We start from the raw sequence: 20459 nt of genomic DNA, 5'->3' as shown, positions 1-20459 counted from the left end.
TCAGCCGTTCTCCTTCTGGATACGAGCCCAGTTCTCCTCGACGTCCGAGATGCCGCCGACGTTGAAGAACGCCTGCTCGGCCACGTGGTCGAAATCACCCTTCACGATCGCGTCGAACGACTCGATCGTCTCGGCGATCGGAACGGTCGAACCCTCGACGCCCGTGAACTTCTTCGCCATGTAGGTGTTCTGCGAGAGGAACTGCTGGATGCGACGCGCACGCGAGACGACGACCTTGTCCTCTTCGGACAGCTCGTCCACACCGAGGATCGCGATGATCTCCTGCAGCTCCTTGTTCTTCTGGAGGATCTGCTTGACGGCGGTCGCCACCCGGTAGTGGTCGGCGCCGATGTAGCGCGGATCCAGGATGCGGCTCGTCGAGGTCAGCGGGTCCACGGCCGGGTACAGGCCCTTGGACGCGATCTCACGCGACAGCTCGGTGGTTGCGTCGAGGTGGGCGAAGGTGGTCGCCGGCGCCGGGTCGGTGTAGTCGTCCGCGGGGACGTAGATGGCCTGCAGCGACGTGATCGAGTGACCGCGCGTGGAGGTGATGCGCTCCTGGAGCACACCCATCTCGTCGGCGAGGTTCGGCTGGTAGCCCACCGCGGACGGCATGCGGCCCAGCAGGGTCGAGACCTCGGAACCGGCCTGAGTGAAGCGGAAGATGTTGTCGATGAACAGCAGCACGTCCTGGCCCTGGACGTCGCGGAAGTACTCCGCCATCGTCAGGGCGGACAGGGCCACGCGCAGGCGCGTCCCGGGCGGCTCGTCCATCTGGCCGAAGACCAGCGCGGTCTTGTCGAAGACGCCGGCCTCCTCCATCTCGTGGATCAGGTCGTTGCCCTCACGCGTGCGCTCACCGACACCGGCGAACACGGACACGCCACCGTGATCCTGCGCGACGCGCTGGATCATCTCCTGGATGAGGACGGTCTTGCCGACTCCGGCGCCTCCGAACAGGCCGATCTTCCCACCCAGCACGTACGGCGTGAGCAGGTCGATGACCTTGATGCCGGTCTCGAACATCTGCGTCTTGGACTCGAGGAGGTCGAAGCTGGGCGCCTTGCGGTGGATGCCCCAGCGCTCGGTGATCTCGATCTGCTCGCCCGGCTTGGCGTTGAGGACCTCGCCGATGACGTTGAACACCTTGCCCTTGGTGACGTCGCCGACGGGCACGGTGATCGGGCCGCCGGTGTCGCGCACTTCCTGGCCGCGGACGACGCCGTCGGTGGGCTTCAGGGCGATCGCGCGAACGAGGTCGTCGCCGAGGTGCTGCGCGACCTCGAGCGTGATCTCGTTCGACTCGTCGCCGATGGTGATCGTCGTCTTGAGCGCGTTGTAGATGTCGGGAAGCGAGTCGTGCGGGAACTCGATGTCGACGACCGGACCGGTGACGCGCGCAACGCGCCCGATGACCAAGGTCTGTTCGGCGGTAGCGGTGGGGGTCATTGTCTTCTTCTCTTTCGGAGTGGTTTCTACTTCGCCGACGACAGGGCGTCGGCCCCGCCGACGATCTCGGCGATCTGCTGGGTGATCTCCGCCTGACGCGCGTTGTTGCGCAGGCGGGTGTAGTCGGTGATGAGCTTGTCGGCGTTGTCGCTGGCCGACTTCATCGCCTTCTGCGTAGCGGCGTGCTTGGCAGCCGAGGACTGCAGGAGGGCGTTGAAGATGCGGCTCTGGATGTACACCGGCAGGAGCGCGTCCAGGACGGTCGCGGCATCCGGCTCGAACTCGTAGAGCGGGAATGCCTGCACGTCCGCCTGCGACTCGCTGGCCTCGACGACCTCGAGGGGCAGCAGACGCACGGTTTCGGGCGTCTGCGTCATCATGCTGACGAAGCGGTTGTAGACCAGATGGATCTCGTCGACGCCGCCCTGCTCCGAACCCCGCTCGAAGGCCTCCAGCAGCGTGCCGGAGATCTGCTCCGCGAAGCGGAACTCAGGGGTGTCGGTGTCGCCGGTCCACTCGGCCTCGCTCTTGATGCGGCGGAACTGGAAGAAGGCGACCGCCTTGCGACCGACGAGGTAATAGGTCACTTCCTTGCCCTGCGACTGCAGCAGCGTCGCCAGCTCCAGGCCCTCGCGCATGATCTGCGAGTTGAACGCGCCGGCCAGGCCGCGGTCCGACGCGAAGATCACGACCGCGGAGGACTTCACGTCCCGCGCGGTCGTCAGCGGGTGATCGATGTTGGAGTGCGTGGCCACGGCCGAAACCGCCCGCGTCACAGCGCGCGCGAACGGCGCCGAGGCGCGCACGCGCGCCATCGCCTTCTGGATCCGCGATGCAGCGATGAGCTCCATCGCCTTGGTGATCTTCTTGGTCGTCTGAGCAGTGCTGATCTTCTGCTTGTAGACCCTCAGTTGTGCGCCCATAGTCCGTGTCTGCCGCCGCTACTTGCGGCGGCCCTTGACGATCTGCTCCTGGTTGACGTCCTCAACCTCGGCGGCCTTGAATTCCTCGTGGCCGGGGTTGTCGATGTGCTGACCGCTGCCGCCCTGGAACTGCAGCGTGAACTCGTCCACAACGCGGCCGAGCTCGCTCGCGGTGTCGTCGTCGAGCACGTTCGTCTCGCGCAGGCGATCGAGGATCGTCGTGTTGCGGCGGACGTGGTCCAGCAGGTCGCGCTCGAACCGCAGCACGTCCTCGACCTCGATGGTGTCCAGCTTGCCGTTCGTGCCGGTCCAGATCGAGACGACCTGCTCCTCCACGGGGTACGGCGAGTACTGCGGCTGCTTGAGCAGCTCGGTCAGTCGGGCCCCGCGGGCCAGCTGACGACGCGATGCGGCGTCCAGGTCGCTGGCGAACATCGCGAACGCCTCGAGCGAGCGGTACTGGGCCAGCTCGAGCTTGAGCGTGCCGGAGACCTTCTTGATGGACTTGACCTGAGCGTCACCGCCCACGCGGGAGACCGAGATGCCCACGTCGACCGCGGGACGCTGGTTGGCGTTGAACAGGTCGGACTGGAGGAAGATCTGACCGTCGGTGATCGAGATGACGTTGGTCGGGATGTAGGCCGACACGTCGTTGGCCTTCGTCTCGATGATCGGCAGACCGGTCATCGATCCGGCGCCCAGCTCGTCGGAGAGCTTCGCACAGCGCTCCAGCAGACGGGAGTGCAGATAGAACACGTCACCGGGGTACGCTTCGCGGCCCGGCGGGCGGCGCAGCAGCAGCGACACGGCACGGTACGCCTCGGCCTGCTTGGTGAGGTCGTCGAAGATGATCAGCACGTGCTTGCCGTCGTACATCCAGTGCTGGCCGATGGCCGAGCCGGTGTACGGCGCCAGGTACTTGAAGCCGGCCGGGTCGGATGCCGGAGCCGCGACGATGGTCGTGTACTCCATCGCACCGGCATCTTCCAGGGCGCCCTTGACGGCCGCGATGGTCGAGCCCTTCTGGCCGATAGCGACGTAGATGCAGCGGACCTGCTTCTGGACGTCGCCGGATTCCCAGTTGGCCTTCTGGTTGATGATCGTGTCGATCGCGATGGCCGTCTTGCCGGTCTGGCGGTCGCCGATGATCAGCTGACGCTGACCGCGGCCGACCGGGATCATGGCGTCGATCGCCTTGATGCCCGTCTGCATGGGCTCGTGCACGCTCTTGCGCTGCATGACGCCCGGGGCCTGCAGCTCGAGCGCCCGGCGACCTTCCGTCGCGACGGCGCCGAGGCCGTCGATGGGGTTTCCGAGCGGGTCGACGACGCGACCGAGGTACCCGTCGCCCACTGCGACGGAGAGGACCTCGCCGGTGCGGGTGACTTCCTGACCGGCCTCGATGCCCGAGAACTCCCCGAGGACGACGACGCCGACCTCGTGCTCGTCCAGGTTCAGTGCGAGACCGGAGGTGCCGTCGGCGAACCGGACGAGCTCGTTCGCCATGACGCCCGGAAGGCCTTCGAGGTGCGCGATGCCGTCCGCTGCGTCCACGACGGTGCCGACCTCGGTCGCCGCCGCGCCCGTGGGCTCATACGCGGCGACGAAGTCCTTCAGCGCGTCGCGAATGGCGTCGGGGCTGATTGAGATATCTGCCATGGTGTTCCTTCGTTCGGTGAGGCCGGAGCCTCAAATCTCCGTGCGGCTTCGGGCTCGAAGCAGCGCGGGAAGTCTTATCTAGCCAGCCAGTCGCTGGCGCAGGTCGGCGAGTCGTGCCGCGACGCTCGCATCGATCACGTCGTCCGCGATCTGCACGCGCAGGCCGCCGACGACCGTGGGGTCGATCACCGTGTTCAGCGAGACGGTGGTGCCGTAACGCTGGGACAGCAGTGCGATCAGGCGCTCGGACTGCGCCTGGCTGAGCGGCCGCGCCGCGACGACGGTTGCCACCGTGCGCCCCCGCTGGTCTGCAACCAGATCCATCGCGCTGTTCAGCAGCTGCCGGACCCGGCGCTCGCGCTGCTGCTGGACGAGGGAGGCCGCGATCAGCGTCGCCGCCGTACTCGCACGACCCGCGAGCAGCGACTCGATCAAGGCGCCCTTGGCCGACTCGTCACCCAGGCGACTGCCCAGTGCGAGCTCGAGCTCGGGGTTCTCCGCCACCAGGCGGGACAGCCGGAACAGATCGCCCTCGACGTCAGCGTCGGGCTCGGCGAGCGAGGCGGCGCGGATGGCGAGCTCTTCGATTCCGTCCACCAGATCGGATGCCGAGGACCAGCGCGAAGCGACGATCGTCTGCAGCAGGGTGACCGTGGCCGGCTGGAAGATCGGGCCGAACACGGCCGCCACGACATTCGAGCGCGCCGAGTCGGCCGCGGACGAATCGGCCAGCGCGCCGCTCAGCTGCGGCGAGTCCCCGACGGCATGCGCCGCCGCGAACAGCTCGCGGGCGGTGTCGATGTCGACGGCGGGTACGGCGGCCAGCGCCGCCGTCGCTGCCGCAGTGGCCTGAGTGGTCGCGCTGCCCATTAGCTCGACGCCTTCTGAGCGGTCTCGGACGCCTCGAGCTCGGCGAGGAAGCGGTCCACGACGGACTGTGCCTTGGCGTCGTCGGAGAGGGTCTCCCCGATGACACCGCCGGCGAGGTCGAGCGCGAGGGTTCCGACCTCGGAACGCAGCGACACGAACGCCGACTGGCGCTCCGCCTCGATCTGCGCACGCGCACTCGCAGCGATGCGGGCCGCCTCGGAGGATGCTGCTTCCTTCGCCTCGGTGAGGATCTTCCTGCCGTCCTCGCGGGCGGCTTCGCGGATCTCCCCGGCCTCGGTGCGGGCACCGGCGAGCTGGGCAGTGTAGGCCTCGAGCGCGGCCTCAGCCTTGCTCTGCGCCTCGGCTGCCATCTCGATGTTGCCTTCGATCGCGGCTGCGCGTTCGTCGAGCAGCTTCTTCATCCGGGGAAGGGCGACCTTCCAGAAGATGAAGAGGATGACGATGAAGCACACCGCCGACCAGACGATGTCATAGATCGCCGGCAGCAGAGGGCTCGGCTCAGCCTCGCCTCCCTCTGCGGCGAATGTGACAAGAGCGTTCAGCATCCTGTCTCCTTAAGTCGTCGTCGAGGTTCAGTAGCCGAAGATGAAGGCTGTGGCGATGCCGATGAAGGCGAGCGCCTCGGTGAAGGCGATACCGATCCACATGAGCACCTGCAGGCGACCTGCGAGCTCAGGCTGACGGGCGACACCCTCGATCGTCTTGCCGACGACGATGCCGACGCCGATGGCGGGCCCGATGGCGGCGAGGCCGTATCCGACGGTCGCGATGCTGCCGGAGACCTCGGCCAGAACCGTAGTTGAGTCCACGAGTTGGTTTTCCTTTCGGTTGTCGGGTGGCTGGGCCGACCCGGGATCAGTGCTCTTCCGCCACCGCGAGCTGGATGTACACCGCGGTGAGGAGGGCGAAGACGTACGCCTGGAGGACTGCCACCAGGAGTTCGAACAGGGTGAACACGAATCCGAATGCGAGCGATCCGACTCCGAGGAGCGACCACCAGCCTCCGGCCGTGAAGAAGAAGAACTGGGTCGCTGCGAAGAACAGCACCAGCAGCAGGTGGCCGACCATCATGTTCATCAGCAGTCGGAGCGTCAGCGTGACGGGCCGGACGATGAAGGTCGAGATGAACTCGATCGGCGTGACGATGATGTAGATCGGCCACGGCACACCCGCGGGGAACAGCGAGTTCTTGAAGAAGTTCTTGGGGCTCTTCTTGACGCCGGCGTAGATGAACGTGACGTACGAGATGATCGCCAGCAGCAGCGGCACCGCGATGATGCTCGTTCCGGCGATGTTCAGGAACGGGATGATCCCGGTCAGGTTCATGAACAGGATCATGAAGAAGATGGTGGTCAGAATGGGGAGGAAGCGATCCCCGTCCTTCTTGCCGAGGAGGTCGTGCGCGATGTTGACGCGGACGAAGTCCAGTCCCATCTCGACGAGGCTCTGGAACCGTCCCGGCACGACCTTCATCCGGCGGGTGCCGAGCCAGAAGATCACGACGATGGCGACGGTGGCGAGGATCTGGATCAGGTTGATCCTGGTCAGCTCGAACCATGTGCCCTCGAAGAGGATGGCGTTGGGGAAGAATTCCCAGATCGACGGCGCGTGGAAACCGCTATCGTCCGATTCGACTGCAGTGGCGATCATGGTCGCGGCTTGAAGTAACAGCGCTGGCTCCAGCTTCGGGGCAACGAGATTAATCGTTGTGACGATGGTCGGTGAGAGTCACTCCGCAAGCACTCACGGGTGAGTGGGCGGGCGCATTATTACCCTAGCAAACGAACGGGGCTCAAGAATCCGCAGGCGGGGTGCGCGGCGTCGCCGACTTCGTCGGGGGCGCCGTTTCGTCGACCACCTCGGTGGGCAGCGACGCATCGCTGACCGTGGGGACGCGCATTCTGGTGAGCACGATGACATCGACCACGAGCGAGGCGAGCACGCTGACGACGACGGCGATGAAGAAGATCACCGGGCTGATCCACGGCTGTCCGCGCAGGACCAGGAGTGCCACGATGAACACGATCAGCTTGAGGATCCAGCCGCCCAGCACGATCCCGAAGAAGACCGGCACATAGAGCGGATCGCCGTACCAGCGGTTCGCGATCAGGATGCTGGCGCCGGTGATCGCGAGGAAGACGGCGGCGATCAGGACGCCGATCAGTGCGCTCCACATGCCGGTCACCCCATCGGCGAGATAGCCGGCGACCGCGCCGATGACCGCGAGGACCGCGGCGACCACCCCGGACCACAGCAGCGTGGCGCGCAGGATCGGTGTGCTTGAAACGGTGTGGGCACTCATCGAGCGGCCTCCAGGGTCGGGGTGTCATCGCTCGGGGCGAGGACGGCGGGCTTGCGCCGCCACGTGGGCAGCAGGGTGACGACGAGACAGGCGGCGGCGCCGACGAGGGCGAAGGCCACGCCGATCCAGTACTGGCCGATCCAGTTCTCCCGCGTGCCGATGTACATCAGGAGCACGGCGAGGCTGAACACCGCCGTCCACGCGTAGAAGATCAGGACCGCGTCGCGGTCGGTGTGGCCCATGTCCAGCATCCGGTGATGCAGGTGCTTGCGGTCGGGCGAGAACGGGGACTTGCCGGCGGCCATGCGGCGCACCACCGCCAGACCGAAATCCAGCAGTGGCAGCAGCACCACCACCACGGGCAGCAGGATCGGGATGAAGGCACCGAGCAGCTGTGAGCGGCCGAACCCTTCGGGGTCCAGCACGGCCGGTTCGAGCTGGCCGGTGATCGCGATGGCCGAGCAGGCCATCAGCAGACCGAGCAGAAGCGCACCGGAGTCGCCCATGAACAGCTTCGCCGGGCTCCAGTTCAGCGGCAGGAACCCGATGCACGCGCCGATCAGCACGGCTGCAATGAAGGATGCGAGGTTGAAGTAGGTGCTGGACCCGGTGTCGCGGACCAGGATGTACGAGTACGCGAAGAACACCACGTTCGCGATCAGGCAGACGCCCGCTACCAGGCCGTCCAGCCCGTCGATGAAGTTGACCGCGTTCATGACGACGACGATCGAGAAGACGGTGAGCGTGAAGCTCACCCAGCTGGAGCCGATGATCAGCCCGCCGATCGGCAGTGAGAAGATCTGCAGCTGCCCGAACCACGCGATGATGCCGGCGGCGAGGAACTGGGCACCCAGCTTGATCATCCAGTCCAGATCCCACAGATCGTCGGCCACTCCGACGACGACGATGAGAAGCGCAGCGCCGAGGATCGCGTAGACGGGAGCCGGGTCCACCCAGAAGATCGCGAAATACGGATGCTGCGAGGACACGGCGAACGCGGCCACCACGCCGAGGAACATCGCCACCCCGCCCAGGCGCGGCGTCGGGGTCTTGTGGACGTCGCGCTCGCGGATGCCGGGATACAGCTTGTATTTCAGGCTCAGTCGCCACACCGCCCAGGACAGCGACAGGGTCACGGCCGCCGTGAACAGGATGGTGAAGATGTACTGCTTCACGCGCTGCCCTGTTCGGGGCTCAGCCCGGAACCCCCTGCCCCCCGGCCGCCGTCCGGGCCGACGGTCTCAGGGGCGTCCGGCAGCGACGGGATGAACGTGTCGTCCGGCTCGCGGACGGGGTCGGGCTCGAGCAGGTCGCCGACGATCTCGCGCAGGGCCGCCCGGTCGATCGCCCCCTCGCGCAGGACGCGGATCACGGGTTCCACGTCGGTGCTGCCGCTGACGAGGCTGGTCGCATCGATGATGGTCGAGGCGATGCCGGTGGCGGAGGGCCCGCCGTCGAGGTACACCGCAACGCTGTCGCCGAGCATGTTCTGCGCGTCCCAGGCCAGGATCGCGGCGGGCTTTCCGGTCAGGTTGGCGCTGGAGACCGCGAGCGGCCCAGTCTCCTCCAGCAGCTCGAGGGCCAGGTTGTTGGCGGGCATCCGGACCGCGACGGTGCCCTGCGTGTCGCCCAGGTCCCAGGACAGCGACGGCTGCGCAGGCAGCACGATCGTCAGCCCGCCCGGCCAGAACGCCTCCACGAGCCGTTCGACCGGCGCCGGGACCTCGGCCACCAGGGCGCGCAGCGTGGCGATGCCTGCCACGAGCACGGGCGGAGGCGAGGAACGCCCACGGCCCTTGGCTTCCAGCAGGCGCTGGACCGCGCGGGCGCTGAAGGCGTCCGCCGCGACGCCGTAGACCGTGTCGGTCGGGAGCACGACCAGTTCGCCCCTGCCGATGGCCTGGCGCGCTTGGCGCATCCCGGCCAGCAGCTGCGCCTCGTCACGGCAGTCGAATACAGGGGACATGTCCGGGCCAGTCTAGCCGGGCCGGTGTCGCGGGCCTCTCCGACTCAGGGCGCGATCGCGGTGGTCGCGCGGTCGCGCGAGGTGAGGTCGGGGTGGGTCGAGGCCGCTCGCCAGCCGTCGGCGGTGAGCAGCTCCCGGATAGCCGCGCCCTGCCACTCGCCGTGCTCGATCACGAGGCTGCCGCCCGGATGCGTCAGACGCAGACCGACGCGACTGACCACGCGGACCACGTCCAGTCCGTCCGCTCCGCCGTACAGGGCGGCGGGGGGATCGAACAGTCGCACCTCGGGGTCGCGCGGGATCGCGGCATCCGGAACGTAGGGAGGGTTGGACGCAACGACGGAGACCTGACCGTTCAGCTCCGGGAAGGCCCGCTCGATGTCGACGAACGCGACGCGCGCGTTGTCCGCGCCGACCAGCGCGAAGTTCTGCCTCGCCCACACGAACGCCTCGACGGAGTTCTCGGCGGCGAAGACACGGGAGTGCGGCACCTCGGTCGCCATCGCGAGGGCGAGTGCACCGCTGCCGGTCCCCAGGTCCACGGCGATGGGTGCCGGGGATGCCGCGGCCGACAGTGCGTCGATCGCCAGCTGAGCCACGATCTCCGTCTCCGGCCGGGGGACGAAGACGCCGGGCCCGACGCGCAGCTCGAGGTGGCGGAACGGTGCGGCGCCGGTCAGATGCTGGAGCGGTTCCCGGGTCTCCCGTCGCGCGACCAGCTCGTCCAGACGCCGGGCGTCCTGCGCGTCGATGGCGTCGCCGCGGATCGCGGCCGCTTGGACCGCTCCGCGGCCGGTGCCCAGGATGTGCGCCGCCAGCAGCTCGGCATCCACCGACGCGTCCGCGATGCCGGCGCGCGTGAGCCGCTCGGTCGCGCTGCGGAGGGCAGCCGCGAGCGATGCGGCGGAAGCGGAGGGCGAGGACATGAGCGGCATACAGCCTATGCCGGTCCAGGTCGCGTCCCGGCCGGCGCCGGCGTCATGGATCGCCCCGGACGCACCTGCTCCCCGTAGGCTGGTGCGCACACGATGGCACTGTGAAAGGCCCGACATGTCCGGCATCCACTCCGATATCACCTCCGCGTTCGGCGACACCCCGCTCGTCCGCCTCAACCGCGTGGCCGAGGGCGTCGACGGTGTCGTCCTCGCGAAGCTCGAGTTCTACAGCCCGGCGGCCAGCGTCAAGGACCGCATCGGCATCGCGATCGTGGACGCCGCCGAAGCGTCCGGCGCGCTGCCCCCGGGCGGCACCATCGTCGAGGCGACCAGCGGCAACACGGGCATCGCGCTGGCGATGGTCGGCGCCGCCCGGGGCTACCGGGTCATCCTGGCCATGCCCTCGTCGATGTCGATGGAGCGCCGACTGCTGCTGAAGGCGTACGGCGCGCAGCTTGTCCTGACCGACCCTGCGGGCGGCATGAAAGGTGCGCTGGCCAAGGCCGAGGAGATCGTCGCGGAGACCCCCGGCGCGTTCCTGGCGCGGCAGTTCGAGAACGAGGCGAACGTCGCCATCCACCGCCGCACCACCGCCGAGGAGATCATCCGCGACACCGACGGCAAGGTCGACTATTTCGTCGCCGGCATCGGCACCGGCGGCACGATCACCGGGGTGGGCCAGGTGCTCAAGGAGCGCGTGCCGGCTGCGAAGGTGATCGCCGTCGAGCCGGCGGACTCCCCGCTTCTGACCAAGGGCACGGCCGGACCGCACAAGATCCAGGGCATCGGAGCGAACTTCATCCCGCCGATCCTCGACCGCAGCGTCATCGACGAGGTCATCGACGTCGAATTCCCCGACGCCATCGCGACGGCGCGTGCCGTCGGCGTCCAGGACGGCATCCTGGTGGGCATCTCCTCCGGCGCCGCGATCTGGGCCGCCCTGCAGGTCGCCGCCCGTCCCGAGGCCGCCGGAAAGAACATCGTCGTGATCGTCCCGTCCTACGGAGAGCGCTACCTCTCGACCGCGCTGTACGAAGACCTTCGCGAAGACTGAGCCCGCACCTCCAGAAAGGGCGTTCCGTGCCCGGCATCCACCCCGACATCACCTCCGCGTTCGGCGATACGCCGTTGGTGCGGCTGAACGCGCTCACGAAGGATCTGGGCGGCGAGGTGCTGGCCAAGCTGGAGTTCTACAACCCGGGCTCGAGCGTCAAGGATCGCCTGGGTTTCGCTCTCGTCGAAGCCCTCGAGGCCTCGGGCGAACTGCAGCCCGGCGGCACCATCGTCGAATCCACCAGCGGCAACACCGGGATCTCGCTGGCCCTGATCGGCGCCGCCCGGGGGTACAAGGTGATCCTCACGATGCCGGCGTCGATGTCCAAGGAGCGCCGCACCCTGCTGAAGGCGTACGGTGCGCAGCTGGTGCTGACGGATCCGCACAAGGGCATGACCGAGGCCGTCGCGACCGCCGAACGGATCGCTGCCGAGACGGCCGGCGCGGTCCTGGCCCGCCAGTTCGACAGCGCTGCGAACGCCGAGATCCACCGCCGCACGACGGCGGAGGAGATCTGGCGGGACACCGACGGGGACGTGGACTACTTCGTCGCCGGCTCCGGGACCGGCGGCACCGTCACCGGTGTCGGCCAGGTGCTCAAGCAGCGCAATCCCGACGTCAAGATCGTCGTCGTCGAGCCGAAGGACTCGCCCGTTCTGAGCGAGGGTCGCGCGGGCGGGCACCGCATCCAGGGCATCGGCCCGAACTTCGTCCCGGACGTGCTGGACCGCTCGGTCATCGACGAGATCGTCGACGTCGAGTTCGACGACGCCATCCGGGTCGCCCGGGAACTGGCCAACCGCGAGGGGATCCTGGCCGGCATGTCGGCGGGTGCCGCGGTGTGGGCGGCTCTGCAGATCGCAGCACGTCCGGAGGCGGACGGGAAGCGCATCGTCGTGATCGTCCCGGACGCCGGAGAGCGATACCTCTCCACCGCGCTCTACGAGCACCTGCGCGATCCGGAGCCCGCGAAGTGAGCGATCGCATCGGTCTGTTCGCCCGCCTGCGCGAAGACGTCTCCGCCGCCAAGCTGCGCGACCCCGCCGCGCGCAACGGCGTGGAGCTCGTCCTGCTGTACCCGGGGCTGCACGCGGTGTGGGGGTACCGGGTGTGGCACGCGCTGTGGATCCGACGGGCGCGCTTCCTGGCACGGATGGGCTCGCAGCTCACCCGCTGGCTCACCGGGGTCGAGATCCACCCGGGCGCCACGATCGGCCGCCGATTCTTCATCGACCACGGGATGGGGGTTGTCATCGGCGAGACCGCCGAGCTCGGTGACGATGTGATGCTCTACCACGGTGTCACCCTCGGCGGACGTCAGCGCGAGGGCGGCAAGCGGCATCCCACTCTCGGCGACGGCGTCGCGGTCGGCGCCGGAGCGAAAGTCCTCGGTCCCATCACGATCGGGGCCGGCTCGGTCGTCGGAGCGAACGCGGTGGTGACCAAGGACGCTCCCCCCGACAGCATCCTGGTCGGTGTGCCGGCGAAGCCGCGGGCACGCGTGGTCGGGGAGGACACCCGGGCGCTGCTCACGGCGCCCGAGTACAGCATCTGAAGCGGGGTCAGTCCGCGCGGCGCTCGGCCGCGCGGCGCTTGAGGAACACCATCGGCAGCAGCCAGGTGGCCAGCGCGGTGATGATCCAGACGATCACCGGGGCGAGCACCCACGCGACCGGCTCCGAGATGCCGATGCCCGCGCCCGGGATGATCACCACGATGACGATCGCGATGAACGTCGAGATGATTCCGATGCCGCCGAGCAGCGGTTCCGCGTGGCGGCGGGTGATCTTGAAGATCAGCGGTGCCAGCACGCTCTGGATCACGGCGAAGATGACGACGGCCAGCACGAAGCCCCACCAGTCGCTCCAGTGGATGACGAAGCCCGGCAGAATCACGTCGGCGACGATCAGGCCGAGCGCCGCGGAGAACACGAAGATGGCGGCGCGGATGAGGAACGTGATCATGGCCCGAGCGTATCGCGCCCCCTCGCCCGCTCGGGCTGCTCCCCCTTCGCCCGCCCCGTTCCTGCGGCGCGCCTCCTCCCCCGTCCACTCGCCCTGTGTGCACGGGGACGCTCGCTCCCCCCGGTTCACTTGCCCTGTGTGCACGGGGAACGCTCGCTCCCCCGGTTCACTTGCCCTGATTGCACGGGGACGCTCGCTCCCCCGGTTCACTTGCCCTGATTGCACGGGGACGCTCGCTCCCCCGGTTCACTTGCCCTGTATGCACGGGGAGGGGCCTACTCTTCGTACATACAGGGCAAGTGAACAACGCCGGATGCCGGGTCAGCGGCCACGCCGGTGCCCGGGCGTGGGTACCCGGGGCGTGCCTGCCCGGGGGGTGCCTGCCCGGGCGCGGCTATGCGCGAGCGCGGAGCGCGGAGCGCACCCGGCCGATGAGCACACCCGGCTCGTCGAAGACCATGGACCTGGTCACCCGGATCACGCGCCACCCCAGCTCCGCGAGACGATCGTGCTTCGCGATGTCCCGATTCCACTGGCGCAGGTCGACCCGGTGGTGGTCGCCCTCGTACTCGATGGCGATCCGCAGCCCGGGGTAGGCCAGGTCGACGCACGCGACGAACTGGCCCGCGTCGTCGTAGACGTCGTGGTCCAGGACCGGCTCGGGCAAGCCGGCATCCACGATCGTGAGCCGGCACCAGGTCTCGGGTCGCGAGACGCTGCCGTGCCGGGTGCGCAGCAGCGCCTCTTCGAGCGCGGCGATCCCGATCCGCCGGCCGCGGCGCAGCTCCCTCTCGAGGTCGGCCACGTCGGCGAGCGGCGGTCGCAGCACCCGGCCGAACGGTCCGGCGATGCGCGGTACCAGGATGACGGCATCCGCTACCGCCGTGAGATCATACGGATGCCGCACCACTCGACCCAGCTGAGCCCAGGTCGAGGCGGGGCTGGTCATGCGGAGGCCATGCGCACCGGACACCGCGGTGACCTGAGCGCCGGCGAGCTGGTGACCGCGGACCCCGCGCCCACGGGGTGCGCGGCTCGGCGCGCAGACGGCGACGTCGAGCTCCGTGAGATCCAGTGCCGGCAGGGGTAGCCCCCACAGCACGGCCGCGGTGGCGTGCGAGAAGAACTCCCCCTCGTGCATGTGCGCCGCGAACTGGCGCGCGGCGCGAATCAGCGCTTCCCGCCGCACGTCGGCCGGGTGCGCATCCGGATCGGCGGGGCCGGTGTCGGCCCGAGCAGCGCGCAGGCCGGTGAAGGGCCTCTCGAGCTCGGCGCGGTCGACCTGGCGCCGGGTCATCCCGTCACGGCGTGCGTCGGCCACCCGGAACGCCGCGGGTGGTTCGGTGGTCATCTCGGCACCCTTGCACAGTCGACGTCGCCATCGTCCGCGCTGTCCACAGGCCGGTGCGCCCCACCCGTTCACTTGCCCTGCATGTACGCGCAACCGCCGCCCGAGCGTACAAACAGGGCAAGTGAACAGAGGGGGTCGGCGCACCCGGACACCGTCGGGGCCACACGCGGGCTCGCGGCGCTCACGGCGCGCGCCCCACCGCTTCACTTGCCCTGTATGTACGCGCAGAGGCCTCACGAGCGTACAAACAGGGCAAGTGAACAGCGGGGCGGCGGGCGCGGGGGCGCGGGCGGGCGCAGCGGGCGCGGCGCAGCGGGCGCAACGGGGGCGGCACGGACGGCCGCCGCGGGGGTCAGTCCTCGGAGCCGAGGGCGGCCAGGCGCTCTTCCTCGTCGGCGGCGATGCACGACTGGATGATCGGGTCCAGCGCGCCGTCCATCACCTGGTCGAGGTTGTACGCCTTGTAGCCGGTGCGGTGGTCCGCGATGCGGTTCTCCGGGAAGTTGTACGTGCGAATGCGCTCCGAGCGATCCATGCCGCGGATCTGCGACTTGCGGGCGGCCGAGGACGCGGCATCCAGCTCTTCCTGCTGTTTCGCGAGGATGCGGGCGCGCAGTACGCGCATGCCGGCCTCGCGGTTCTGCAGCTGGGACTTCTCGTTCTGCATCGACACGACGATGCCCGTGGGCAGGTGGGTGATGCGCACCGCGGAGTCGGTCGTGTTGACGGACTGACCACCCGGTCCGGACGAGCGGAAGACGTCGATCTTGAGGTCGTTCGGGCTGATCTGCACCTCGTCGGGCTCGTCGACCTCGGGGAAGACCAGCACGCCGGTCGTGGAGGTGTGGATGCGACCCTGCGACTCGGTTGCGGGCACCCGCTGCACGCGGTGCACGCCGCCCTCGTACTTCAGCGACGCCCAGACGCCCTGCGCGGGGTCGCTGGAGGAGCCCTTGATCGCGACCTGGACGTCCTTGTAGCCGCCCAGGTCCGATTCGGTGCGTTCCAGCAGCTCGGTCTTCCACCCACGGGATGCTGCGTACTGGAGGTACATGCGCAGCAGGTCGGCCGCGAACAGGGCGCTCTCGGCGCCGCCTTCGCCACCCTTGATCTCCATGATCACGTCGCGGCCGTCGTCGGGGTCGCGCGGGATGAGGAGGCGCCGCAGCTTCTCCTGCGTCTCCTCGACGCGCTCCTCGAGCGCGGGCACCTCGGCGGCGAACGCCTCGTCCTCCTTGGCGAACTCCTGAGCGGCCTCAAGGTCGCCGGTGGCCGCCGTCCACGCGTCGTACGCCGCGACGATCCGCGACAGCTCGGCGTAGCGCCGATTGACGCGCTTGGCGCGCGCCGCATCGGCGTGCACAGCCGGGTCGGAGAGTTCCTCCTGGACGGCTTTGTGCTCCTCGATGAGGGTCTTCACCGATTCGAACATGAATGCTCCGAACGACGTGCGTCAGCGAATGCTGTTCTCGTGCCCGTGGCTGCTGCCACCGCCGGTCGGCGCGGGGATCGACTTCTGCATCTGGACCAGGAACTCGACGTTGGACTGCGTCTCCTTGAGCTTGCCCAGCACGACTTCGAGAGCCTGCTGGGTGTCCAGGCCGGCGAGGGCGCGACGCAGCTTCCAGGTGATCTTGACCTCGTCGGGCGAGAGCAGCATCTCTTCGCGACGCGTGCTGGACGCGTTCACGTCCACCGCGGGGAAAATCCGCTTGTCGGCGAGCTGACGCGACAGGCGCAGCTCGCTGTTGCCGGTGCCCTTGAACTCCTCGAAGATGACTTCGTCCATCTTCGAGCCGGTCTCCACGAGAGCGGTCGCGATGATCGTGAGCGATCCGCCGTTCTCGATGTTGCGTGCCGCGCCGAAGAAGCGCTTGGGCGGGTACAGCGCCGAAGCGTCGACACCACCGGTGAGCACACGACCGGATGCCGGGGCCGAGATGTTGTAGGCGCGGCTCAGACGGGTGATCGAGTCCAGGAGCACAACGACGTCGCGACCCAGCTCGACGAGGCGCTTGGCGCGCTCGATAGCCAGCTCGGCGACGGTGGTGTGATCCTCCGCGGGACGATCGAAGGTCGAGGCGATGACCTCGCCCTTGACCGTGCGCTGCATGTCGGTGACCTCTTCGGGGCGCTCGTCGACGAGCACGACCATGAGGTGGACCTCGGGGTTGTTCGTCGCGATCGCGTTCGCGATCTGCTGCAGCACGATCGTCTTGCCGGCCTTGGGCGGCGCGACGATAAGGCCGCGCTGGCCCTTGCCGATGGGCGCGACCAGGTCGATGATCCGCTGGGTGAGCTTCTCCGGCGCGGTCTCCAGGCGCAGGCGATCCTGCGGGTACAGCGGGGTCAGCTTGCCGAACTCGACGCGCTCCGCGGCATCCTCCACCGACAGACCGTTGACGGCGTCGACCTTGACCAGCGCGTTGTACTTCTGGCGCCCGGGCTGTTCGCCCTCGCGCGGCTGCTTGATGGCACCGACGACGGCATCGCCCTTGCGCAGGTTGTACTTCTTGACCTGGCCGAGCGAGACGTAGACGTCGCTGGTGCCGGGCAGGTAGCCGGTGGTGCGGACGAACGCGTAGTTGTCGAGCACGTCGAGGATGCCGGCGATCGGCACGAGGACGTCGTCTTCGCCGATCTCGGTGTCGAACTCGTCGGCGACGCCCTGGCCGCGACGCTTGTTGCGCTGGCGGTTGCGGTTGCCCGCCTGCCCGCCCTCGTCGTCGGCGTCGGATGCCGGTGCCTGGCTCTGCAGCTTGGCGCTCGGGGCGCTCTGCGCGTCGGCGTCGCCCTTTGCCGGGGCCGCCGGGGCGGACTGGCCGCCCTGAGCGTTGCGATTGCGGTTGCGGTTCCGGCTGCGGCTGCGGCTGCGGCTGGGGGTCTCCTCGCCCTGACCGTCGCCGTGGCCCTCGCCGGAGTCGCCTCCGTCAGCAGCGTCCGCGGACTCGCCGTTCTCGCCGTTCGACGGCTTCTCGGCAGCCTTCGAGCGCGGTGCGGACTGGCGCCGTGCCGAACCAGTGGTCTCGGGGGCCGTGTCGGCGGTCTGCGCCTCGGCCGGAGCCTCGACAGCGGGAGCCTCGACAGCGGGAGCCTCGACAGCGGGGGCCTCGACAGCGGGAGCCTCGACGGCGGGGGCCTCGACAGCGGGAGCCTCGACAGCGGGGGCGGCGGCGGCGGATGCATCGCCAGCCTCGGAGGCCTCGGCGACTGCCGGGACCTCTGCGGCGGGGGCGTCCGTCGCGGGGGCAGCGGCGGGTTCTGCTGCGGCGGGCGCCTCGGTGGCGGGCTCTACTGCGGCAGGCGCCGCTGCGGCGGCCGGCTCGGCGGTCGCGACGTCGGTGCTCTTCGCACGGCGGGGTGCGCGCTTGCGCGGCGCCTTGACGGGCGCAGGCTCGACGGGTGCTTCGGTCGCGGCCGGTGCGGCATCCACCGGCGAGTCGGCGGGGGCGTCGGCGGCGACCTCGGTCGCAGCGGCCTGGGTCTCGGCTGCGGCCGGCTCATCGGCCGGTGCGGCATCGCCCTGCGCCGCGCCCTCCTCGGCTGGGCTCTCGGGCTCGGCGGGCGCCTGGGCGCGGTCCGCGGTGGTCTCGGCGACGTTCTCGGTCGCGGTGGCGTCGACGTTCTCGATGGATTCGGGCGCTTCGGTGCGCTCTTCCCCATTGGCATCGGCGGTCTGGATCTCGGAGATGGACTCCACGAGTTCTCCCTACATGAAACGTGTGGATGATCATGTCTGCGCGAGACGCACGCCACAACGGACGTCAGCCCGCGCCGCTTCACAGGCTTCGAACTTGGGAAGGCGGGGGTCGCGCAGAGTTTCGCAGATTGCGAGCGGAGGCCAGATTCACGTAGCTACGTGGAACCCTCCGTTATGTCCCTCACTGTACCACCCTTGAAGTCGACGGCGAGCATGAGCGCCTCCCACGGAGTGTCCGTGGAACGGGCCGCCAGATCGGCCGCTGCGAGCCGCCGTCCGGGGCCGTCGGCGAGCACCAGGACGCTCGGTCCGGCGCCGGAGACGACGGCTGCGAAACCGGCGTGGCGGAGGCTCTGCACGAGGCGGTCCGTGTCCGGCATGGCCTGTGCGCGGTAGCTCTGGTGCAGCTTGTCCTCGGTCGCGGCCAGCAGCAGCTCGGGGCTCTGCATGAGCGCGGCGATCAGCAGTGCGGACCGCGAGACGTTGAAGACGGCATCCTCGCGCGGCACCTGCAGCGGCTGCAGACTGCGCGCGACGCTCGTGGACATCGTGGACTCCGGGACGAAGATCAACGGCGAGACGCCCCGGTGCACGAGGAGCTTCTTGTGCTGGGGGCCGGACTCGTCCACCCATGCGATGGTGAGACCGCCGAACAGGGCGGGGGCGACGTTGTCGGGATGGCCTTCCAGCTCGGTGGCCAGGCGCAGCAACGTGTCGGCGCCGAACTCGACGTCTCCGGCCAGCAGGCCCTTGGCCGCGAGCAGACCGGAGACGACCGCAGCACCGGATGAACCCAGGCCGCGTCCGTGCGGGATGACATTGCGCGCTTCCAGCCGCACGCCGGGCATCCGCCGGCCGACCGACTCGAACGCGTACGCCATCGAGCGGACGACCAGGTTCGACGCGTCGCGGGGAACGTCCTGGGCGCCCTCACCTTCGACGGTCACCTCGACGCCGTCGCCGGGAATCCGGCTGACCACGAGTTCGTCGTAGACGCTCAGCGCCAGACCCAGCGTGTCGAACCCGGGTCCGAGGTTGGCACTGGTCGCCGGCACACGTACCGCAACCGACCGCGTGGTCATCCCCCGCACCCGCCGCGTTCCGCGCCGCCTCGCCCGGTGGCCGGGTGCGGCGGCCGGTCCGCAGGATTCCGGACGCGCGCGGAGCGTGCGCTCACGCGATACCCGCCGGGGCAGGTGTCAGGCCGAGCACGGATGCCACGTCCGACGTGGTCGCCTCCACGATCGTGGGCTCCACCTGGGTGCCGTCCGCATTGCGCAGCGCCCACTGGGGGTCCTTCAGCCCGTGGCCGGTGACGGTCAGCACGACCCGCGATCCCTGCGGGATGACCCCGGCCTCGGCGCGCTCGAGCAGACCCGCGACGCTGATCGCGGAGGCCGGCTCCACGAAGATGCCCACTTCGCCGGCAAGGAGCTTCTGGGCCGCCAGGATGCGGTCGTCGTCGATCGCGCCGAAATACCCGTCGGTCGCGTCGCGTGCTTCCAGGGCGAGCTCCCACGATGCCGGATTGCCGATGCGGATCGCGCTGGCGATGGTCTCGGGGTTCTTGACGATCTCGCCGCGCACCAGCGGTGCACTGCCCTCGGCCTGGAAGCCGAACATGCGCGGCACGCGCGTGGAGATGCCGCGGTCGGCCTCCTCGCGGTATCCGCGTGAGTAGGCGGTGTAGTTGCCCGCGTTGCCCACCGGGATGAAGTGGAAGTCCGGAGCGTCGCCGAGCGTCTCGACGACCTCGTAGGCCGCCGTCTTCTGGCCTTCGATCCGGTCCGGGTTGACCGAGTTCACCAGGTGCACCGGGTAGTGATCGGCCAGCTCCCGGGCGATCTCGAGGCAGTCGTCGAAGTTGCCGCGGATCTGGATCAGCTGGCCGTTGTGGGCGACCGCCTGGCTCAGCTTGCCCATGGCGATCTTGCCCTCGGGGACCAGCACTGCGGCGGTGATCCCGGCGTGGGCGGCGTACGCCGCGGCCGATGCCGAGGTGTTGCCCGTGGAGGCGCAGATGATCGCCTTCGCGCCGTGCTCGATCGCCCGCGAGACGGCAACGGTCATGCCGCGGTCCTTGAACGAGCCGGTGGGGTTCATCCCCTCGAACTTCACCCAGACGTCCGCCCCGGTGCGACGCGACAGCGCGGGCGCGGGCAGCAGCGGCGTACCGCCCTCGCCGAGCGTGACGACGGTCGACGCACCCGTGACTCCCAGCCGATCGGCGTATTCGCGGAGGACTCCGCGCCAGACGTGTGCCAT

The 20459-nt window shown here is 69.1% G+C and carries 20 protein-coding genes; 3 read left to right on the top strand and 17 right to left on the bottom strand.

What is annotated here, in order from left to right:
• The 11 genes from atpD to prmC all read right to left on the bottom strand — a co-directional run bounded on the left by atpD (window position 1) and on the right by prmC (window position 10116).
• Window positions 1-1449 carry a F0F1 ATP synthase subunit beta gene (gene atpD, locus NQ152_RS14590; protein ID WP_257502795.1) on the bottom strand — a complete coding sequence of 483 codons (1449 nt, stop codon included), beginning with the start codon at window positions 1447-1449 and terminating at the stop codon, window positions 1-3.
• 26 nt (window positions 1450-1475) lie between these two features.
• Window positions 1476-2372 (bottom strand): F0F1 ATP synthase subunit gamma, encoded by an 897-nt coding sequence (locus NQ152_RS14585; protein ID WP_257502796.1) that lies wholly within the window; start codon window positions 2370-2372, stop codon window positions 1476-1478.
• A gap of 18 nt (window positions 2373-2390) precedes the next feature.
• Window positions 2391-4031 (bottom strand): F0F1 ATP synthase subunit alpha, encoded by a 1641-nt coding sequence (atpA, locus tag NQ152_RS14580; protein ID WP_257502797.1) that lies wholly within the window; start codon window positions 4029-4031, stop codon window positions 2391-2393.
• 78 nt (window positions 4032-4109) lie between these two features.
• Window positions 4110-4901: a F0F1 ATP synthase subunit delta gene (locus NQ152_RS14575; protein ID WP_257524517.1), complete on the bottom strand. Its 792-nt coding sequence runs from the start codon at window positions 4899-4901 to the stop codon at window positions 4110-4112.
• Window positions 4901-5467 carry a F0F1 ATP synthase subunit B gene (locus NQ152_RS14570; protein WP_257502799.1) on the bottom strand — a complete coding sequence of 189 codons (567 nt, stop codon included), beginning with the start codon at window positions 5465-5467 and terminating at the stop codon, window positions 4901-4903. Before NQ152_RS14570 ends, NQ152_RS14575 begins: the two co-directional genes overlap by 1 nt.
• Window positions 5468-5494: 27 nt before the next feature.
• Window positions 5495-5731, bottom strand: coding sequence for an ATP synthase F0 subunit C (gene atpE, locus NQ152_RS14565; RefSeq protein ID WP_257502800.1), 237 nt, complete (start codon window positions 5729-5731; stop codon window positions 5495-5497).
• Window positions 5732-5777: 46 nt separating this feature from the next.
• Window positions 5778-6572, bottom strand: a complete 795-nt coding sequence (gene atpB / locus NQ152_RS14560) for a F0F1 ATP synthase subunit A (protein WP_257502801.1) — start codon at window positions 6570-6572, stop codon at window positions 5778-5780.
• A gap of 142 nt (window positions 6573-6714) precedes the next feature.
• Complete coding sequence (locus NQ152_RS14555; RefSeq protein WP_257502802.1) at window positions 6715-7224, bottom strand: hypothetical protein; 510 nt, start codon at window positions 7222-7224, stop codon at window positions 6715-6717.
• The gene (locus tag NQ152_RS14550; protein ID WP_257502803.1) at window positions 7221-8399 is read right to left on the bottom strand and encodes an MraY family glycosyltransferase; all 1179 of its coding nucleotides are present in this window, start codon (window positions 8397-8399) and stop codon (window positions 7221-7223) included. Before NQ152_RS14550 ends, NQ152_RS14555 begins: the two co-directional genes overlap by 4 nt.
• Entirely contained in the window at window positions 8396-9190 is a 795-nt protein-coding gene (locus NQ152_RS14545) for an L-threonylcarbamoyladenylate synthase (protein WP_257524516.1), read from the bottom strand. Before NQ152_RS14545 ends, NQ152_RS14550 begins: the two co-directional genes overlap by 4 nt.
• Before the next feature lie 44 nt (window positions 9191-9234).
• Window positions 9235-10116: a peptide chain release factor N(5)-glutamine methyltransferase gene (gene prmC, locus NQ152_RS14540; protein ID WP_257524515.1), complete on the bottom strand. Its 882-nt coding sequence runs from the start codon at window positions 10114-10116 to the stop codon at window positions 9235-9237.
• A 124-nt stretch (window positions 10117-10240) separates the two neighbouring features.
• Between prmC and cysK (NQ152_RS14535) the strand changes: the two genes are divergently transcribed.
• From cysK (NQ152_RS14535) to epsC, 3 genes are read left to right on the top strand one after another with little or no spacing between them, the layout of a single operon-like run.
• On the top strand, window positions 10241-11179 hold the full coding sequence (cysK, locus tag NQ152_RS14535) for a cysteine synthase A (RefSeq protein ID WP_257524514.1): 939 nt from the start codon (window positions 10241-10243) through the stop codon (window positions 11177-11179).
• Window positions 11180-11205: 26 nt separating this feature from the next.
• On the top strand, window positions 11206-12156 hold the full coding sequence (gene cysK, locus NQ152_RS14530) for a cysteine synthase A (protein ID WP_257524513.1): 951 nt from the start codon (window positions 11206-11208) through the stop codon (window positions 12154-12156).
• An 8-nt stretch (window positions 12157-12164) separates the two neighbouring features.
• A complete protein-coding gene (epsC, locus tag NQ152_RS14525) occupies window positions 12165-12734 on the top strand; it encodes a serine O-acetyltransferase EpsC (protein WP_257524606.1) in 570 nt (189 codons plus the stop codon).
• 7 nt (window positions 12735-12741) lie between these two features.
• On the opposite strand, the gene NQ152_RS14520 is transcribed toward epsC, so the two are convergent.
• From NQ152_RS14520 to thrC, 6 genes are all read right to left on the bottom strand, one after another.
• Window positions 12742-13143, bottom strand: coding sequence for a hypothetical protein (locus tag NQ152_RS14520; RefSeq protein ID WP_257524512.1), 402 nt, complete (start codon window positions 13141-13143; stop codon window positions 12742-12744).
• A gap of 394 nt (window positions 13144-13537) precedes the next feature.
• On the bottom strand, window positions 13538-14494 hold the full coding sequence (locus NQ152_RS14515; protein WP_257524511.1) for an endonuclease domain-containing protein: 957 nt from the start codon (window positions 14492-14494) through the stop codon (window positions 13538-13540).
• Between the two features lie 352 nt (window positions 14495-14846).
• Window positions 14847-15926 carry a peptide chain release factor 1 gene (prfA, locus tag NQ152_RS14510; protein ID WP_257502810.1) on the bottom strand — a complete coding sequence of 360 codons (1080 nt, stop codon included), beginning with the start codon at window positions 15924-15926 and terminating at the stop codon, window positions 14847-14849.
• Between the two features lie 21 nt (window positions 15927-15947).
• On the bottom strand, window positions 15948-18194 hold the full coding sequence (gene rho, locus NQ152_RS14505; RefSeq protein WP_257524510.1) for a transcription termination factor Rho: 2247 nt from the start codon (window positions 18192-18194) through the stop codon (window positions 15948-15950).
• A 155-nt stretch (window positions 18195-18349) separates the two neighbouring features.
• Window positions 18350-19276, bottom strand: coding sequence for a homoserine kinase (thrB, locus tag NQ152_RS14500; protein WP_257502812.1), 927 nt, complete (start codon window positions 19274-19276; stop codon window positions 18350-18352).
• A 91-nt stretch (window positions 19277-19367) separates the two neighbouring features.
• Entirely contained in the window at window positions 19368-20459 is a 1092-nt protein-coding gene (gene thrC, locus NQ152_RS14495; RefSeq protein WP_257524509.1) for a threonine synthase, read from the bottom strand.

This window comes from Microbacterium sp. zg.B48 (genome assembly GCF_024623505.1).
GTDB lineage: Bacteria > Actinomycetota > Actinomycetes > Actinomycetales > Microbacteriaceae > Microbacterium.
The sequence above is the reverse complement of the archived record's forward strand: the minus strand, read 5'-3'. Positions and strand labels throughout refer to the sequence as shown.

What these genes read in the sequence shown, in the direction of transcription:
- NQ152_RS14585 (WP_257502796.1), bottom strand. Translation starts at nt 2,372, where the DNA reads ATGGGCGCACAACTGAGGGTCTACAAGCAGAAGATCAGCACTGCTCAG.
- NQ152_RS14575 (WP_257524517.1), bottom strand. Translation starts at nt 4,901, where the DNA reads ATGGGCAGCGCGACCACTCAGGCCACTGCGGCAGCGACGGCGGCGCTG.
- NQ152_RS14515 (WP_257524511.1), bottom strand. Translation starts at nt 14,494, where the DNA reads ATGACCACCGAACCACCCGCGGCGTTCCGGGTGGCCGACGCACGCCGT.
- NQ152_RS14570 (WP_257502799.1), bottom strand. Translation starts at nt 5,467, where the DNA reads ATGCTGAACGCTCTTGTCACATTCGCCGCAGAGGGAGGCGAGGCTGAG.
- NQ152_RS14520 (WP_257524512.1), bottom strand. Translation starts at nt 13,143, where the DNA reads ATGATCACGTTCCTCATCCGCGCCGCCATCTTCGTGTTCTCCGCGGCG.
- prmC (WP_257524515.1), bottom strand. Translation starts at nt 10,116, where the DNA reads ATGTCCTCGCCCTCCGCTTCCGCCGCATCGCTCGCGGCTGCCCTCCGC.
- prfA (WP_257502810.1), bottom strand. Translation starts at nt 15,926, where the DNA reads ATGTTCGAATCGGTGAAGACCCTCATCGAGGAGCACAAAGCCGTCCAG.
- NQ152_RS14545 (WP_257524516.1), bottom strand. Translation starts at nt 9,190, where the DNA reads ATGTCCCCTGTATTCGACTGCCGTGACGAGGCGCAGCTGCTGGCCGGG.
- atpB (WP_257502801.1), bottom strand. Translation starts at nt 6,572, where the DNA reads ATGATCGCCACTGCAGTCGAATCGGACGATAGCGGTTTCCACGCGCCG.
- NQ152_RS14555 (WP_257502802.1), bottom strand. Translation starts at nt 7,224, where the DNA reads ATGAGTGCCCACACCGTTTCAAGCACACCGATCCTGCGCGCCACGCTG.
- thrB (WP_257502812.1), bottom strand. Translation starts at nt 19,276, where the DNA reads ATGACCACGCGGTCGGTTGCGGTACGTGTGCCGGCGACCAGTGCCAAC.
- atpD (WP_257502795.1), bottom strand. Translation starts at nt 1,449, where the DNA reads ATGACCCCCACCGCTACCGCCGAACAGACCTTGGTCATCGGGCGCGTT.
- atpA (WP_257502797.1), bottom strand. Translation starts at nt 4,031, where the DNA reads ATGGCAGATATCTCAATCAGCCCCGACGCCATTCGCGACGCGCTGAAG.
- cysK (WP_257524514.1), top strand. Translation starts at nt 10,241, where the DNA reads ATGTCCGGCATCCACTCCGATATCACCTCCGCGTTCGGCGACACCCCG.
- thrC (WP_257524509.1), bottom strand. Translation starts at nt 20,459, where the DNA reads ATGGCACACGTCTGGCGCGGAGTCCTCCGCGAATACGCCGATCGGCTG.